The organism is Cytophagales bacterium (assembly GCA_033344775.1).
Classification (GTDB): domain Bacteria; phylum Bacteroidota; class Bacteroidia; order Cytophagales; family Cyclobacteriaceae; genus JAWPMT01.
Map to the genome: position 1 here is coordinate 161,448 of JAWPMT010000007.1, position 18,008 is coordinate 179,455.

The 18,008-nt window shown below is 44.6% G+C and carries 14 protein-coding genes; 5 read left to right on the forward strand and 9 right to left on the reverse strand.

Annotation, left to right across the window (positions count from 1 at the left end; genetic code table 11):
- Nucleotides 1-14 precede the first annotated feature (14 nt).
- Complete coding sequence (locus R8G66_32720; GenBank protein MDW3197187.1) at nt 15-854, reverse strand: alpha/beta hydrolase; 840 nt, start codon at nt 852-854, stop codon at nt 15-17.
- A gap of 120 nt (nt 855-974) precedes the next feature.
- On the opposite strand from R8G66_32720, the gene R8G66_32725 reads away from it, so the two are divergent.
- The 4 genes from R8G66_32725 (at nt 975) to R8G66_32740 (ending at nt 5,927) form a co-directional block, all read left to right on the forward strand.
- The gene (locus tag R8G66_32725) at nt 975-3,197 is read left to right on the forward strand and encodes a patatin-like phospholipase family protein (protein ID MDW3197188.1); all 2,223 of its coding nucleotides are present in this window, start codon (nt 975-977) and stop codon (nt 3,195-3,197) included.
- 146 nt (nt 3,198-3,343) lie between these two features.
- Complete coding sequence (locus R8G66_32730; protein MDW3197189.1) at nt 3,344-4,318, forward strand: cyclic nucleotide-binding domain-containing protein; 975 nt, start codon at nt 3,344-3,346, stop codon at nt 4,316-4,318.
- Nucleotides 4,319-4,336: 18 nt separating this feature from the next.
- A complete protein-coding gene (locus R8G66_32735) occupies nt 4,337-5,302 on the forward strand; it encodes a 1-acyl-sn-glycerol-3-phosphate acyltransferase (protein ID MDW3197190.1) in 966 nt (321 codons plus the stop codon).
- 7 nt (nt 5,303-5,309) lie between these two features.
- Complete coding sequence (locus tag R8G66_32740) at nt 5,310-5,927, forward strand: GDSL-type esterase/lipase family protein (protein ID MDW3197191.1); 618 nt, start codon at nt 5,310-5,312, stop codon at nt 5,925-5,927.
- A 33-nt stretch (nt 5,928-5,960) separates the two neighbouring features.
- On the opposite strand, the gene R8G66_32745 is transcribed toward R8G66_32740, so the two are convergent.
- The 8 genes from R8G66_32745 to R8G66_32780 all read right to left on the reverse strand — a co-directional run bounded on the left by R8G66_32745 (nt 5,961) and on the right by R8G66_32780 (nt 17,242).
- The gene (locus R8G66_32745) at nt 5,961-7,808 is read right to left on the reverse strand and encodes a hypothetical protein (protein ID MDW3197192.1); all 1,848 of its coding nucleotides are present in this window, start codon (nt 7,806-7,808) and stop codon (nt 5,961-5,963) included.
- Nucleotides 7,808-10,603, reverse strand: a complete 2,796-nt coding sequence (locus tag R8G66_32750) for a carboxypeptidase regulatory-like domain-containing protein (GenBank protein MDW3197193.1) — start codon at nt 10,601-10,603, stop codon at nt 7,808-7,810. The genes R8G66_32745 and R8G66_32750 overlap by 1 nt, the downstream gene beginning before the upstream one ends.
- A gap of 22 nt (nt 10,604-10,625) precedes the next feature.
- A complete protein-coding gene (locus R8G66_32755; protein MDW3197194.1) occupies nt 10,626-11,495 on the reverse strand; it encodes a hypothetical protein in 870 nt (289 codons plus the stop codon).
- A 2-nt stretch (nt 11,496-11,497) separates the two neighbouring features.
- On the reverse strand, nt 11,498-12,727 hold the full coding sequence (locus tag R8G66_32760) for a caspase family protein (protein ID MDW3197195.1): 1,230 nt from the start codon (nt 12,725-12,727) through the stop codon (nt 11,498-11,500).
- A 6-nt stretch (nt 12,728-12,733) separates the two neighbouring features.
- Nucleotides 12,734-13,438 (reverse strand): hypothetical protein, encoded by a 705-nt coding sequence (locus R8G66_32765; GenBank protein ID MDW3197196.1) that lies wholly within the window; start codon nt 13,436-13,438, stop codon nt 12,734-12,736.
- 180 nt (nt 13,439-13,618) lie between these two features.
- Entirely contained in the window at nt 13,619-14,428 is an 810-nt protein-coding gene (locus tag R8G66_32770) for a response regulator transcription factor (protein ID MDW3197197.1), read from the reverse strand.
- Between the two features lie 6 nt (nt 14,429-14,434).
- Nucleotides 14,435-16,321 carry a sensor histidine kinase gene (locus tag R8G66_32775; GenBank protein MDW3197198.1) on the reverse strand — a complete coding sequence of 629 codons (1,887 nt, stop codon included), beginning with the start codon at nt 16,319-16,321 and terminating at the stop codon, nt 14,435-14,437.
- 786 nt (nt 16,322-17,107) lie between these two features.
- Nucleotides 17,108-17,242 carry a hypothetical protein gene (locus tag R8G66_32780; protein MDW3197199.1) on the reverse strand — a complete coding sequence of 45 codons (135 nt, stop codon included), beginning with the start codon at nt 17,240-17,242 and terminating at the stop codon, nt 17,108-17,110.
- 132 nt (nt 17,243-17,374) lie between these two features.
- Between R8G66_32780 and R8G66_32785 the strand changes: the two genes are divergently transcribed.
- On the forward strand, nt 17,375-18,001 hold the full coding sequence (locus R8G66_32785) for a hypothetical protein (protein ID MDW3197200.1): 627 nt from the start codon (nt 17,375-17,377) through the stop codon (nt 17,999-18,001).
- The last annotated feature ends 7 nt before the right edge of the window (nt 18,002-18,008 follow it).

Consider the following 18,008-nt stretch of genomic DNA (forward strand, 5'->3'; position numbering starts at 1 on the left):
CAAGCATCAATAAATCAAATCTTACGCAGATAATCGATGATCTTTTCATGGACTGAATCCATCTCCTCATCATTGTGTGGTTCATGCAAGGCTCCCTCTACTGCCCACCAATCAACACTTTTCTCACTGGCGCGAGCAGCAAATTCTTTTGAAGCGTCAAAATCGATCAATGGATCATCCGTCCCATGATAAACCAATCCCTGTTTCTTGAGCTTAGCAGTATGCTCAATGGCCCATTCACCAGCTTCAACCACACCGAAGAATAGTTTCGCCGTAATTTTCCCATGTACCAAAGGGTCATTGGCATAAGCCTCTTGTTCTTCTTTGACTTTAGTCAACACATGTGTGCGAACCGGTTGGGTCTGCTGCAGAGACGGAGCGATTTTCAAAAGAAATTTACCCATTTTCACCTGCCAGGCGGGAGGAGGTACTTTCATGCGGAACCAGGGCGCGGATAGGATAAAGGCCGAAATCTCATTGGAGTTCATCCGTAGCATATAATTCCCGACAATGTTGCCGCCCATACTATGGCCAAAAAGAACAATTGGCAGATCTGTAAATGCCGCTCTTACTGACTTCAATAGCTCTTCTACATCCGAAAGCAACATCTCATAAGTGGGTGTATGTCCACGCTTACCACCAGATTCCCCATGTCCACGGTTATCGAGCGCATACACATTCCAATTAGCAGCATTCAAGATTCTCGCCATTCGAAGATATCGGCCGGCATGTTCGCCAAAACCAGGAACGATGCAAAAGCTCCCCACCGGGTTTTCAAGTTCCCACTGTGAGATCACGAGCTCTGTCCCGTCATGGGCCAGTATACTTGTTTTTTCAGATGACATTTTTTCCATAGAAAAAGGTCAAGTTATATAAATTGTTCACAATACAATCGTTTATTGTTTAGGCCCGTTTATTAAACAAGAGATAACCCATGAAAAATTGAAGGGGCAACAGTAAACAGCATTTCTTATATGACCCGATTGCTCAACATAAGATACATGTTACCGGTGCAACTCTTGTTTCACCATGTGAAAAGGAATTTACCCTTGCTGCTTTTTTGGTTCATCTTTTTGGGCGCTGTATTCGGTAGCGTTGGAAAGGTCTATGGCATTCATTATCTCTTTCTGGATCCCGAGTATTTGGGTAAAGTAGGATTCTGGAGTTTCTTTTTCGTGGGATTGGGCTTCGCCAACTTCGCGCTTGCGTTCTTCATCACGAGCTACATCCTCGACAGCCATTACTTTTCTTTTGTTGCCCTGCTGAAGAAACCCTTCTTGAAATTTTCGGTCAACAACAGCACAATTCCGGTGCTGGTATTGGTGACCTACCTGGTTAAAGTCATTTTGTTTCAATTGAACAATGAGTATACTACAACCAAAGAGATACTGATTTTTGTGATTGGTTTTCTGGCGGGCGTGTTCATGATGATCGTCCTGGCTTTTCTCTATTTCTGGTTCACCAACAAAGACATTTTCCGGTATTTCCAGGGAAACCTGGACAAGCGAATGAGAAAGAGTAAACTCAGCCGTGACCGGATGATGAAAAAATGGAAAGAATCCACAGAGAATAACTATTACGTAGAGTCTTATCTTGATCTGAGACTCAGACAAAAAAACTGTCTGCATTTGCATAATTTTCATGATCGACAGGCCATCCTAAAGGTTTTTGATCAAAATCACTTCAATTCCGTACTCTTCGAGATCCTGATCATTCTTACGGTTTTGATCCTCGGTACCTTTATGGATAATCCGGTCTTTCAGATCCCGGCAGCGGCAAGTGCCTTATTGCTGTTTTCTATCATCATTATGCTGGTCGGGGCTATTACCTACTGGTTCAAAGGGTGGGGTGTGGCGTTTGTGGCAGCCTTGCTTATTATCGCCAATTTTTTTGTAGAACAAGGGATCACCAAAGGCATCAATCGTACGCCAGGTATGACCTATAAGTCCACATTGGAATATTCTGCTGCGTCATTGGTAGCCCATAATACGGCGGAAAAGTACGAACAGGACAAGCTCGAAACGATCCAGGTACTTGAGAATTGGAAAGCACGTAATGGGCATTCGGAGCAACCGAAGTTGCTGATCCAATGCGTGAGTGGGGGAGGGCAAAGGGCCGCGCTTTGGTCCGTAATGGCAATGCAGAAATCAGATAGTATCCTACGCGGAAACTTGATGGAGCACATGTTCATGATCACTGGAGCCTCAGGTGGTATGGTAGGGGCTGCCTACTTCCGGGAGCTCTACAGTCAATCACTGGATAATCCGACGCTACAACTAAATTCACCGGTCTGGCCTCAAAATATTGGCAAAGACAATCTCAACCCGATCATCTTCTCGCTGGTGGTCAATGATACCTTTTTCAAACTTCGCTACTTCGAATACGGCAACCAATTGTACAAAAAGAACCGGGGCTACATGTTCGAAAATAGCCTGAATCGCAACCTGAATATGGCCTTCAACAAAAGTCTGAAAGCATACAGCGATTTAGAAAGCAGTGCTCAGCTTCCGATGCTCTTGTTGTCGCCTACTATCGCCAACGATGGACGGAAATTGTACATCTCTCCACTGCCAGTATCCTATATGAATACCAACCCGGATCGTCCTGGCAAAATCAGAGGTGTCGATTTTCGGCAGTATTTCGGATCTCATGGCGCCGAAAACCTTTCTTTGCTTACCGGACTCAGGATGTCCGCCTCCTTCCCTTACATCACCCCGACTTTGAGCTTGCCCAGCGAACCTCGTCTGGAAATCATGGACGCGGGTATTTCTGACAATTTTGGCATCTCTGATGCGTTGATCTTCCTTCAAACCTTTCAGGATTGGATATCAGCCAATACCAGTGGTGTCGTGCTATTAGTGATCCGTGATACACCTAAGATTCGGGACCCTAAGCCCCGGCCCAACCCAGGGATCATCGGCCGGTTCACCGCACCTATCTCCAGCGTCTACAATAACCTTGCGGGCATACAGGATTTGAACAACGACCGACATCTTCAACATGTGGACGACTGGCTGGATGCTCCTTTCGACATGGTGGAGCTGGAATACGGTGATACTGAAAAAATTGGAAGAGCCTCGTTGAGCTGGCACCTGACCTCCAAAGAAAAGGAGTCCATCCAACAAGCGATCTACAACGAAAATAACCAGCGAGCCCTCCAAAAACTGGGAGAATTGTTCACTGATTCTGCTCGATAATTAGCACATCGTAAAAAACGCTACCATATCTCATGGGAATTTGACGTTTTTACAATTTATCACTCATTTTATTCGACTATTGTATTTATTCATCTCTACTGTTGATATTATTATAATAATTCATTGATTTTGTAAAAAATTTCTCAATGATAAAAAGAGGACTTGATTCGGTGCTTTCCGGGCGATTCTGGGATCAACGTGAAGAGTTGACCACAGTTCGGGGTACCGTACTATCAGATCAGTTTGCCAAGGCAGACTATTTTTATCTACTGCAGGAGGGTAAAGTGAATCTGTATATCACTTTAGAGGAAATTGGGAAAAGGATATTAGTAGGTAGTTGTTCCACAAAAAATGCGCCACTTGGATGGAGTGCCATAAATGCGCCTTCACGCCATGCCACTACCATCATCGTTGCATCACCGCAGGCGAAGTTGGTGCGATGGAAACTAAAAGAATTGCTGGATTACCTCAACGCCAATCCGCTGATCCAGCTTGAATTTTTGCAAGTGGTACATGAGCATTCCAAAAAGCTCGTGGTGCATACCAGCAGGTTTCTGGACAATACGCCTGCACCAAATCACGAACCTTGCGAGCCATTACCTGCAGAAGGGGGAGTAACCCTCGGACCTTCACAGGAAAAGGCACTTAGCATGCTGAGGAAGTCTCCTTTCTTTGAAGTCTTTGAAGAAGCGGAACTGGAACGTTTCAGCAAGGTCATCATCCGAAAACAATACGAACAAGAGCAATTCGTCTGTCGGCAGGGGGAACCTTGTTCCGGCATCTTTTTACTGGATAGAGGGGATGTGAGCATCTACTTCACCACTAGAGATGGTAGTCAGGTACCGATTCGACAAGTGACCGGTAGTGGTTATCTCCTTGGTTGGCTGGCCCTTCCCGGAGAACAGAATTTGCTTTCAGCAAAAGTCAATACACCATCACACCTGTACATGATGCCACAGGAAGCGTTCAATACGCTGATCCAGGAGGAACCTAAGTTGGCCATCACTTTTTATAAACGTGTATTGTGGCTGATCACCGTGCAGCTTCAAACGCTAAGGGCCCGATTGATCGCCAAGAAATATGATCAGGAGTGGTTGAGCATCCAGGCTCTATTACAGTAAAATGCCAATCGAATCGATTTGACCAGTGACTTGCATAAAGTTCCCTATTTGCTCAAAAACCCGATCACGCTGAATGATGCATTTGCGATGCTCGATCGCATTGGCACAAACGGTGATGCGACCGAGCGCTACTTGAGTACCATCTGTCTGGATATCCTGCGTGAGACCAGGAAAGAGCAGAAATTCTATGATGGACTGGTAAAAGTCTATGACACGGTGATCAAACAGCCGGAACAGATTCCGGGTCTGGAAGTACGAAAGGTCAGTGCCTGTGCGATGAAAAAAGTGTTTTCTGAAGTGAGCTATGTCATCGAAGGGTGGGAAAATTTACCCAAAACTGGTGGTCATATCTTCATTTACAATCACTTGAAGAATCATCCTTACAATACCTTGCCCAACCAGTTTCAGATCACACTGGACTCTCACTTCATTAGCTCCATGGTCTTGTTTGAACAGTATGGAGATCCGGGAACACGCATTGTTAGGGTAGGACGTACCAGTGAGTATGGACATCAGAACTACTATGACCGACTTTCACATATCAATGTGTACACACCGGAATCAGAGCTAGCCGCAGACAAAGCCTACCTTAAGGAGCAAGCTAAACGAGAGTTTTTTCATAAGGCCACAGAAGAACTTGCCTCTGGGCGAAATCTCATGATCAGCCCGGAAGGGACTTCCCTCTTGACTGAAGAATCTCCCGGACCATTTCGACCCGGCGCCTTCAAGTTGGCGTTAGAGTTGGAAAATGAACCACTCATTGTACCGGTTGCTGTGGCCAATTTCGACAAGCGATTGCGATATAATACCCTGAAATGCAAGATCTATCCTCCATTCAAGATGAGTGATAAGGTTGAAAGTAAATGCGATAAGGAGGGCATGCGTGCCTTTTTAACCAACTATCAACAAGAATTCACACAAAAAGTAAGGGAAGCCGCAGCTCTGGAAGTAGATTCGCGCCGGGCCATGGCCGTTTCGGCCTGAAGGATGAATGAACGCTCCGGAGGACATACATTTTTACGACGAAGAGATCAATTTACTTGAAGAGAAGATACAAGCACTACCGAAAGACAAACCGGTAGTTGCTTTCTATGGAAGTTCGTCCATTCGACTGTGGCTGAACATGGCGCGTGATCTGGACCCGATGCCTTTGGTCAATCTGGGATTTGGCGGATCTTCCTACCCCTGGTGTTTGCATCATTTCAATCGTGTTTTCCATGAAGACTTCCATCCAAAAGAGATTGTACTCTACATCGGCGACAATGACCTGGGGCACGGTGCTACTTATGACGAGGTGATCGAAGGATACCATCTCATGAAGGCGAAAGTCCGGCAGCGCTATCCCGGCATGCTGATCCACTACATCAGCGTGAAACCCAGTCCTTTTAGGGATTACCTGATACCTACGATCAAAGCAGTCAATAAGACCATCAAAGAAGATATAGAGGCGGATGGTAATATGCGCTACATCAATGTTTTTGATGGCATGCTCGATGGCCACAATCCGGATACGACGTATTATCTATCCGATCTGCTTCATCTCAACCGCAGAGGCTATCAGGTCTGGAAACGGATCGTCAGGGAGCATTTCGGCTTGGATTCGGAATAGACATTTCCTTTTACTGACATCCTCATCTTCTACTTACTTCCGCTGAGCTTCTAATCCATTGGGCATGCCTTTCAAAGCAGGGTATTGTGATGCTGTCCCAAAATCCCAGACCAGGGGATCCCAGGTAATGTAGATGCCATTGGCAGTAGTTTGACCTTGTAGTTGCACCGTTCCAAGTCGCGTTCCACCAACTGATCTGGAAACCTCCGCCAGTTCTCCATCCCAATAATTAGAAGCCGGAATACTGCCATTATTGGATCCGGAGAAACCTCCCACATAGGTACTAGCAGAATTAGACTCAAAGGAAGCAGCGGCGAATGTCGAGACAATATTGCCGCTATTGCTGCCTAAAAAACCACCGGAATAAAATGTTGAAACGGTACCTTCGGCAATGACTTCTGAAGTGGTATAACAATTCGTAATGTTCCCTGAACCGGCCAGAAATGCCATGAACCCTCCAGTACCCGAACCGAAGCTTCTATTGGGACGAGACTGGACACTTCCACGTGAATAGCATGAAGAGATATTGGCGGTACCGGAAAATCTACCCGTCAACAATCCAGTAAATCCACCAACCCACTGATTACCAATGACTGTGGCATCTGCATAACACCTGGAAATCTCGATTTCTCCACCTGTAAAATTTGTGGATCCTAACATGCCGATCAATCCTCCAACGTTATTCCCATCTCGAGCGACAATGATCCCCGTGGCATAAGAATCTTCCACGATCCCGGTAGGACAGATCCCGATCAATAAGCCGCAGTAGCTCTTACTTTCGCTGATATTGCCCTGAACCGAACAGTCGGAAACCTTCCCCCGGCTCCACCCAATGAGCCCTGCGGTAAACTCGTTCCCGGAAACATCTTTGATCTCAATGTTCAGATTGCGCACTTCCGATGTGGTTGTGGTATAAGCTATGAGAGCAGAAAAATTGGTCGCTCGGTTGATATAGAGGTTCTTGATCGATAAGCCATTTCCTTCGAATACAAAATTAAAATCGGTGGTAGCATTGAGTCCAATAGGCAACCAGCCCTCACCTTCTGTCAATAACCTTTGTAGAGCACTGGATCGGTAGTCTGCGGGATCATCAAAATTCAATTCATTGACCAATTCAAAACCGTCGGTATTTGAAAAAGTATCCCGATGGTGTTCAAGACTTAGTCGATACAAGTCATCGATGGTTCTTATATCCACCAGGCCATCTTTGTCCTCATCCACCCAATTGGTTTCTTCCGGAGCAAGTGCACGATACATGTAAGAAGCATTCAGGTCCCGGCCCAATTCATCGATGGCAATGATGAGATTACCAGAACTGGTCCCAGGTTCAAGATTCGATCTATCCAGGTTCACTTGAATTGTTTGGCTAGCTCCTGCACCGATACTTCCGGTTGGTACATTCAGTGAAATCCGTTCATCAGCAGCAATGGCCCGATAGCTTACGCCTATGGTTCCGGTATTTTCAATGACTAATTCAGCTTGTTCCAAAGAAATACCAAAATCCAGTAAAGCAGGTGTTACAGTTACATCAAAGTTTGGACTCAGTTCCAATGTCCTGCGCAGCAAGACTTGTGTGCCAGCAATCGTAATCTCATTGGCAGAAGCTTCACCGAAGCTTGGATGAGAAGCCGATACGCTTAAGGAGACGTCCCCTGTTGCTTCAAAGCTAACTTCAACAAGTCCTTCGCTATCCGATCGACCTTGAAAAGAAAAGTCATTGCTTGTGGTAATGGTCATTGAAGCTCCCTCAATAGCAGTTCCGGATGCCTGGTTTACCACACTGATTGTCACAGCAATGAACCTTGGTTCCTCTTCTTCGGTACAACTTATAACAAAGAGTAACAGGAGGGAAACGCACGTTAGTACAAGAATTCTCATCATCAATCACGTTGTGCATTTAATCCTCCGGGCATATTTTTCAAAGCCGGATATTGGCTTGCCGATCCAAAATCCCAAACCTCGGTACTCCAGGTAGCATAGATTCCAGCATTGGTTGTGAGTGCTTGTAATTGCGTTGTGGTCTGCCCCAGAGCATCGCCCGTAGAGGTACTTTGTCCAGTCACCTCTGTATCCCAGTAATTAGAAGAAGATATGCTCCCATTATTAGCCCCTGAAAATCCACCAAAATAACCAGCACTTGAGTTGGTGGTGAATGGTCCAGCGGCAAAAGAATTAGATATATCTCCGCTGTTATTCCCTAAAAAACTACCGGAGTAAAAAGTGGAAATGGTCCCTTCGGCTGTCACTTCCGCCAGAGAATAACAATTATCTATTTTTCCAGCACCTCCCAGGAAGGATGTTATTCCACCGATACCTGAGCCAAAGCTGCTGTAAGGCTCCCCTTGAACGGTTCCCCGTGCATAACAAGATGAGATCGTAGCAGTCCCGGAAAATCGGCCAGTTAATATACCAAACAGACCTCCGACCCATTGTCGGCCGATGACCGTCACATTGGCATAACTCTGTCTCAATACAATCTCGCCACTCGTGAAATTAGTGGACCCTAATAATCCAATCAACCCTCCGACATTGTCAGCGTCACTTGCATTAATGATTCCTGTTGCATAAGAGTTTTCAATAGTCCCTTTCGGGTGGACACCAATCAATAGGCCACAATAATGTGAGCTTGTCGTGATATCTCCGGTAACTACGCAATTCGATACATCTCCATTGTTCCAACCTATCAACCCTGCCGAATACTGACTTCCGGAGAGGAACTTGATTTCCACTGTCAGGTTCTGTACTTCAGCAAATTCAGTAGTAGCTGCAATCAAGGCCGTGTAATTTGTAGTTCGATTGATCAAGAGATTGGAAATGGTAAAACCATTCCCCTCCAAAGTGGCGTCAAAATTTCCATCGTCCAGTCCGATCGGCTTCCAGCCAAATCCTGTGGTGACTTCTGATTTCAGACTGATGTCGGAATAATGATCATCATTTTCAAAATCCAGGTCTTGTGTCAATTCATATCCGGTAAAACCTGTGATTGGACCTCCGGAAAGCGTACTTCCATCTGCACTGAGGTCATTCCGAATATTATTAAGGTCATTGATGGTGAAAATTTCTATCAGTCCATCACCATCATCATCAGCATCTACAGCATCGGGGATACCATCATTATCTGCATCATTACCAGCGCCATTCCCTACTACAGTCATGGCCACATCTAAGGTGGCATCACCTCCGTCACTGGTAAAAGAAACCTTTCCGGAATAGTCTCCATCTGCCAATCCTGTTCGATCTATATTGACGTTGATATCAGAACTGCTTGCTGAGCTCACAGTACCGGAAGAAGAGGAAATACTTAGCCAGGACTCGTCGGTAGCTGCAGACCAATTAAGATCTTGAAGACCAGTATTTTCAATGGTTACAGACCGAAGGTCATCGGTTTCTCCAAAGGCAAGAAAGGTTGTGCTCAAGGTAAGCACTGGGGATTGGCTTGGTACATCCATGCTTACATTCAGGGTAGCCTCACCACCATTGCTGGAAATGGTAACAGTCGCCGTAAAATTGCCTTCATTTAGTGCTGCTCTACTGACATTCAATGTAAGGCCTTGACTTCCTGTTGGACTCACTGAGCCTGAACTTCTGGATAGCGTTAACCAACTATCTGATGATGTTGCAGTCCATTCAAGGTCTGCATTTCCAGTATTGTTAATGGATACATCAAAGCTGTTCGTCTCTAGTCCGAAATTGAAGTTGGTCTCAGAAACCTCAAGGACTGGCTGTGCATTCCCGGCAACTACTTCCATGCTTAGGCTGATCGCAGCAGCGCCGCCATTTCCAGCAAAATTCACTGTTCCTGTATAAGATCCTGCTTCTAGATCCGTACGGTTAACGTTTACCGTAATCGATTGATCTTCTGTTGGGTTCAGGCTACCACTGACATCAGACAGGGTGATCCACGAATCGCTGACCGAAGCAGTCCATTCCAGTGTTTTTTCTCCCGTGTTACTGATCTCTAAACTTCGAGAAGTGGTTTCGGTACCATAACCCAAAGTTGTTTGATCGACAGACAATACTGCCGCAGATGCATCCAGGACTGTTATCAGTACATTCACCACGGCAGATCCCCGATTGGGTACATTGATGATGATCTGCTCTGTCAATTCACCAACTGTCAAGCCGGACCGATCAATAGTTACCCTGATAACTGAGGTGTTTTGTGCACCAATACGACCTGTATTTGGAGAGGCTGTGACAAAGTCGGCGCTGGTAGTCACGGTGAAATCCAACTCACCATTCCTGAGATTGGTGACATTGAAACTCTCCTGAGAAGAAGAGCTACCAAAGTCCAGATCGATCAAACTCAACTCCAGAGGTACAATAGGATCGAGGGCAACGTCTGCGTCCGTTTCACCACCTGGCTCCACCCTGACATTGGAATTTTCGTCTGTTTGGAATTCAGGATGGCTGTATTGTAAAGTGTAGCCATTGGTATTGGACTCCACGACAAAAGCAAAACGACCGTCACTCCCGGTAACCTTTTCTTCGTTGGTGCCCGAAATAGTTACCGTCGCCCCGGCGATAGGTTCGTTGTTGAACTGACTATTGGTCACGATACCCGAGATGGTTCCTTCGGTGAGGAGCGGTGTTTCCTCGCAGGCGTCCAATATGGCCAGGCTTATCAGGCCCAACAGGACAATCAATGGTTTGATGTATTTCTTTTTCGTGTTCATGGCTAATTAGATGTGAGAGTCCTTAAAATCTGAATCCAAGTGTGAGTCCATCTCTGCTGGCGTACAATCTTGCTGTTTTACTGTAGTCGTACTTCTTGGCTCCTTTGGTGTTCATGGCGTCGATCACTGCCCAGATCCACATCCCTCCAGCTGCGGATAGGCCTATGTTTCGATACAGGGCTGCGTTATCGGCATTATCTCTATAAGCCCGGATCAGGTCAATGTTATTTGTTTCCTGGGATTTGCGGGAGTTGTCTGAGCGACGGGATTCAAAAAAAATAGAAGCTCCTCCGGCCGCTATTACTCCTCCCATGAAAATGACGCCTTTCGTGTTGGTCTTCTTATGGAATTGGCCCCAGCCCGGCACTAATAATGATCGCCACCCGGCTGACCAACCATATGTATTGGTATAGTGGGGGGTAATCGGATCGAATTTCTTGTAGCCGTTAAGGTCTGGATCCTGAAAAGCAAATAGGATCTGTACCTGATGTTTGCCAGTTGCCGATCGGGAATAATTTTCATCAATCCGGGAGCTCAGGCTCCTGATTTTCTGAGTCACCTCATCGTCACATTCGAATTTTGAGGCACCGGTGGTTTCCCCATTTTGAAATTCATCCAATAAATAATTTCTGCAGGTAGAATTGATTTCCTTGAAACTCGGCAAACTGGTAAGGAAGTCCATAATCGCCTGTCCCTGAGCATCTGTATAGGTATCTCCCTCCCCTCTACCAATCTGATATTGATAGATCTGATCTGAAGGTACTTTGGGAAACTGTCCACGTAACCAGGGTTTTTCATCCAGATCTATGCGCTGGGCCTGGGTATAAAATGGACCAAATAAGCCAATAAGTAGGCCAACAAAAACAATGATCAAAGGGTATTTTGATTTCATGATTAACTTCTTTTTCGGACGATTGCCAAAGGTTGCTGATGGGAGTACTGACCAGTGATGACTGGAGTCTGATGGTTGTTAGTGAATTCCTTTACTTTTTTGCTGGTGTAATCGAAGGATTCGGTCACGGAAATTATTTGATCGCCGTTGTAATCAGCAGCTCCGCGAAGGCCTTCGATGAAATAATAGCTGAATATGCCCTGCCGCTTGCCACGGAATTCCAACGATGTTTCTTCCCCTTTGGAGGAGAGGAAAAAAACAGAGCCTTTTGGTGCGTTTTGCAAAGCCTGGTAGAACTGAGTGGTGCTTTCAAGGGAGGCAATGCTTTTATAGCCTGGAGGTGGTGCATCTTCTATGACGGCATACTTATTCCCCAGGATCTTATTTTCTGCTTCTACCCTGATGGCCAGGCTTCCGGAGTGGCAGGCATCAATCATGCAGAGATTCAGCTTTGCCTTGGACTTGCGGATCTGGCTGCTCAAAAACCGGTGTGAGATCTCACCGCTCTGGGTAACGCCATAATCTTCTGCCAACAGGTTGGTCACTGTGCCGTGTCCGGAGAAATAAAACAGAAATACATCATTAGGCCCCACCTTTCCGGTAAATTGTTCCACAGCGAGGCGTATATCTGCACCTTTGGCTTGCTCATCCACAAACAATCGGATTTGCTCATCAGGGAGTGCTCCCCCCTCCGGACTTTTCAGAAAAGCATAGATCTTGTAAGCGTCATCGTCACAATAGTTGAGGCGTATCCGTGATTGGCGGTAATGGGATACGCCTACGATGACTGCCCAGATCTTATAATTGCCTAGCGACTCTAATATTTTTTGTTCTTCAGCAATGGCCTGCAATTGTCCCTCTAGTTCTTGAATTTTCGCTTCACTATTGGCGCTTGTTGCGGCATTATTCTGTTGCAGATTCTGGATGACCGACTGTAGGCTATCGGCTTCCGCATTGGCTGGTTTATCCTCGTCAAATGGGCTATTGAAATCATTACGGAATTCGTTGAAAAACTCTCCTTCTATGCCATTACCATTTTGCTTTTCCCATTGCTCATAAGCAGCATCGGCCTCCTTTTTCCAGTCGATGTAGTTGTGCTTCCAGTCTTGCCGATCACTCCACTTTTCGTACTGGCTGTTCAGACTTTGCTTGTAATTATTGAAATTCTCCTGAGCAAATAGTCCAATGGAAAAGAAAGAAAGGGAGATAACTATACCTGTATATCGCCACATACACCTCTAGTTTGGAGAATCTTCTGAAGGAACATCATCAACGAAATCAGAGATGCTTTGCATCCAATTCAGATTGGCTTCTGTTGCCGCCTGACTGTATTGGCTCATGGCAGCAGTAAGCGCTTGCTTGCGAGCGGCTTTGGCTTCTTCTTTCAAGACCAGAAAATACAACTGCATATTCACATTGCCTTTTTTCTCCGAGATCAACGCATAGCTTAACTCCAGCTGATTGGAAACATTGGCGCTGACTTCTGTCTTAAAGATTTCACCAAACTTGTCTACCGCTTCCTGGACCTGTTCTTTTCCGAGTCCCGTTCTACTATCGCGGAGTTCCCTATAGATCTCACCCCTTACATAGGCGTTTGTTCTTGAGGCATAAGAAGTGGCGGCATCATTGGAAGATTTTCGGTAGCAAGAGTTGGCAGAGAAGCAATCACGCTGATCTACAAAGATCTGTGGTTCATACAGCCCACTTTCAATTTTCTTATCGTGATCGTAAAGGGCTTCACCCATTGTTTTGGTTGAGGCATAGACGGTGTAGCCGCCTTTTTCCAAAGACTGGACCTTATCTTTGTAGATTTTATCCAGCTTCTTTTGAAGCTTTTGTTTTTGTTTGAGTTCCTTCAATTCATTTTGAGCCAGGGCGTTTGATGAAAAGCACAGGATCAATACAAGAGACAAGAAGCTTGGGAGATAGGCACTCGATTTCATGCGGTGACATTTTGATTTCATTAGCAAATGAAGATCGAAATATCAAGGGATCACAAGAGGAACCATACCGTATGATGAGGTGGGTAATTCTGCTGTTTAAGGTGGGGTTTTTTCTGATAAAGCACCTAAACCCTTATCAATCACTAATCATTGTCTTCGTACAAAAGGGCTGAACAGGGGTCACAAGACGTGCAACTTTGCTAAAATATCTTTCCGGTATTTGTCCCCAACTTTAATTTCTTCTCCGTGCACGATCAGGGTTTTCTTCCCTTTGTTTTTGTAATCGGTATCTACGTCGATGATCCGCTCTACAAATTTCAAGTTGATGATATAAAATCGACTACACCGGACCAGATAAGGATAGAAGGCCAATTTCGGTTCTAACTTACTTAAGCTGTAACCGACAGTAGGTCTTGTTCGTGTTTTGTCATTCAAAAAAGGAGCAGTGACAATGGTGGACTTTTCTCCACCTCCGGACTGGATGTATACAATGTCTTCTAAGGATACAGAATACTTTCCACGCCCATTTCGTACAAAAACCCGATCTTCCAGCACTTGCACGCCATTATTGGTTTCATTGACAGGAACAGGTTCTGACCCGTTTTCATGATCTTCATCATTCAGGGCATGGGTCGCATTGAGAATGGCTACTTTCAGTTCATTGTTCGTAAAAGGCTTGTTCAAATAAGCAACCGGAACTGTTGGAAGTGTGCGTGAAAGGGTCTTTTCATCATCGAGGTGTGTCAGGTATATGATCGGAATGTAGCGGATATCATTCAGCCCTTCGGCGAGCATGATACCGTCCATCTCACCTTTGAGTGAAATATCCAATAAAGCGATATCCGGCGGGTTTTTCTTCGAAAATTTGAGGGCTGCTTCTCCGGTTGGAAAGGAACCGATCACCTGACCCAAATTCATCGATGCGATGCGGTCTTCAAGGTCTTGGGCAAGTAATTTTTTGTCTTCAGCGATCAGGATCTTAGTTGGCATGCTTGGTCAGTGGTTAGCGATTGTGAGTTCAATTTTAAGCCCTGGAGAACAATTTTCCATATTTAAATCCGCATTTAAATCATCGGCAAGAAGCGTAATCAGCTGTAAGCCAAATGATTTTGCGCTTTCCCAATTCAATTCCGGAGGCAAACCAGGGCCATTCTCTTCAAAGAGAAAGTAAAGTCTATCTTCTGTGGAATTTAGACGTACTGTTAATCTTTTGTTAGGTTGAGTAAATGCATATTTACAAGCATTGATGCAAAGTTCATTGGTAATCAATCCCATACTTAAAGCCACCTCACTGGAAACCATAACAGATTGTATATCAAACTCACGCTGTGGTTTGAATTTTTCCTCCAAAAGGGCATCCAGGGTATTGCCCAAAATACTGGAAATCAGATACCCAAGGTCTACCTGATTCTCTTCTTGGTCCTTGTTTGCAAAAAGCCGGTTGTAAAGAATATTGATGGTATCAAGTCTCAGGCGAGCACCTTGCATCAGGTCTTTGGCAACGCCCTCTAGTTTGCCCGATTGAAAGTTGAGCAAGGCAGTTATTTCTGACAAAGCGTTTTTTGTGAAATGCATGCTTTGTTCACCAAGTATTTTGACCTTTTCATTACGCTGCTGCAATTCCACATTGAGTCCACGGACTTTTCGTCGCTGCCGGTTGATAATGAACATGCCTACCCCGGAAGACAGTAGGAAAATGGCCAATACACTTGCAATGATCTGAGTGTTTCGTGCATTTTGTTGTTGTTGCTGAGACTCAGCCTCTGCAATCCTAGCTTGTTGATCGGCCAGTAAACGTTCTTGTTCTTTTTCCTGAAGCTGCTGTTCCGAAATGATCTGTTGGACCTGTAGTTTTTCTGCGTTGAAAAGAGAATCCCGTAAGGTAGCCCAATTCGTTTTGAAGCGAAAGGCACTTTCCCAATTTTGGATGGAGCGGTGATAGTCTACCAATATGTCGTAGCATTCCAACAGCAATTCACGGTCTTCATATTGCCGCGCATAGCCCAGTGCAATATTAAGTTTAGGCATTACTTTACTATACTTCCTGATTTCAAGCATATACCTCGCCTGAAGCAACGAGACAGAAGCCACTCCTTGTTGATCAGCCCCTTCAGTTCTGAGTTTTAGACTTGCTGAAAGGTAGTGATCAGCTGAATCCAAATTGGAAGCCTCCAATTGAAAACGTCCCAGTTCTTCAAGTGTGTGGGCGAGGGATAGTGGCCTTTTGCTCTCTTGTTTGATTTTTAAAGCTTTGTGTGTGTAGGAAAAGGCACTGTCGAGGATTCCTAATTCAAAATATGCGGACCCAATATTTCCTAATGCAATTGCTTTTGAAATTTCAGTATGATTGTGTTCAGTATGAAGGTCATAGGCTTTCCAATAATTGATTAAAGCTTTTCTAGGCTCTTGTTGATCAATAAATAAATTTCCCATGCCATTATAAGCCCTTGCCTCAATTTTATGAGCGGAAACTACAGATGCTAATTTGGCTGCAACTAGAAATGACTCAACACCCTCTATACTCTTCCCAAGAGCCTTATAGGTATTTCCAATATTGATCAATCTTGAGGCCATTTTTGTAGTGTCATTCGTCACTTGATCTAAATCATACGCTCGAAGAAAATAAAACAATGAAGAATCTAGTTTTCCTACTTGCATGTATGAAAAACCTGCATCATTGAGGGATTTTGACTGGCCAATCGAATTTTCATCTTCAAGAAAACGCTCGTATGCTAAAAGATAATATTTAGCTGCTGTTAGATAGTTTCCCTGATAATAATATTGATCACCAGTAGCATAAATGGTATCTGCATTGGAAGTGGGTTGATCTACAATGCCTTGTAAAAAAGTTGCTGCAAATATTAAGAGTCCTAACACTGTCATGAAAATAGTAAAACTGGGGCATACGCCCCAGTAGTTTATTATTCACATTCATTATCCTTACAGCCGTTAGGCTCTCCGCTATTCAGAACAACATTGTCCTCTTCTAAAATGTCGGAGTTAGGATCCTCGCAAGAGGATAAAATAATTGCTGCTAGAAAGAGCACTTTCCAAATAGTTTTCATCACATGTTTGTTTAAAAATTGACTGAATTACTCCGTAAGGGCAGCTTGCTTCCTGGCCCTACAAGAAGCTTCGCTAAACGCTCGTGGCGTTGCCATTTGTCCTGCTGATTTTCGGAAGTGGCTAGCGTTTTCCTGGATCAGCCTGAGATCCTTTTTTGATCTCGTTTCTGGTACAAATACACGGCAATGGGTGATGAAAAAGTGAACTCCACACGTGGAAAGTAGTGCGATCCACTGGAAAGTGGATTGGAGTCAATAGGGGCCATAGAAAGCAGGTAACTTTCCATGGGTTATAAAGAAATAAGTCAGGTAAGCGTGTTCAAAAAGGTTATTTGAGCATCAGATTTGAAGTACCTCAATGTGAAAATCCTTCAAAACGATTTTTAACATGAAATCTCCCTTCACCCTCATTTAAAAGAGGGAATAATCGTGTTTTGAAGGCTTTTGAAATATAGTGATAGAGCATTTCTGATCGCAGAATATCCATCGAAGTGCGTTCGAGATTCCCGGAAAATGCTGAAAGTTGTTCTTATTTATTTAATGCTGAGTCTTTGAGATAGGAAAAGCTTGATAAAGGAGCTTTCACCACTATTGTTTATGATTCTCATTCATCTCCTTTGCGATAATTCCCTTCGCCTTTTTTGAAAGCAATATCGTCTTTCTGAATTTCATTAAAAGGGTCGGTACAGGCAGTAAGTAAAACAGCAAGTTCGAATAGGGTTTTTAGTGTGTTTTTCATGGTATTGAAGTTTTGATTTACTTGGTCTTTTCTAAGATACGGCAATTACCGACACGTTCTTAGTCAGCTGATGATTCTATGTCATTCCGACGGACGGGTTATTTTTGTTTCAGCTAACCTGAAAAACTTACCATGCTGACGCGACAACTATGCTTTACAGTCATCTTATTGATGACTGTCAAACTTCAGGCGCAGGAATTATCGTTTCGTACGGTCGCCTTATCCAACCTTCGATTTTTGGAGGCCAGTGACTGGGGAAATCTTCCGGTAGATGCTAACGGAGAAGATGCCAATAGCAAGCAATACGGCCTTACGTATCCTGCCAGAGAAGAAGGATCAGATGTATTGATCGAACCGCCTACACTGGCCAGAGAACAATTATTCATCAATGCTGAGATTGAAAATCCTTTTGATGAATACTGGGAGATTGATATGATCGAACTGGAAATTCAGGGAGAATATGAACTCAGTCGCTACAAGTTTCGTGAGGGTGCCTGGTCTTCCAGCAGGATCAAAACTGCGGCTTATATCCCTTATTTCATCATTGCGGATGAGCTCGTAGATCATCCTAAAAATCTGGTGATGGGCCCATCGGCTGGCTACTCCGACAACCGATTTTGGATCAAAGTAGACTTTTCTGGTACGGACAAAGGGGGAATGATCTCCAGGTTTCTTTTGCGTTGTACCCTCGTTTCCAAAACCGATGGTAGAAAAATAACCATTCAGTCTGACAAAGCATATTTACTGGCCTCTGGCTAATCAAACG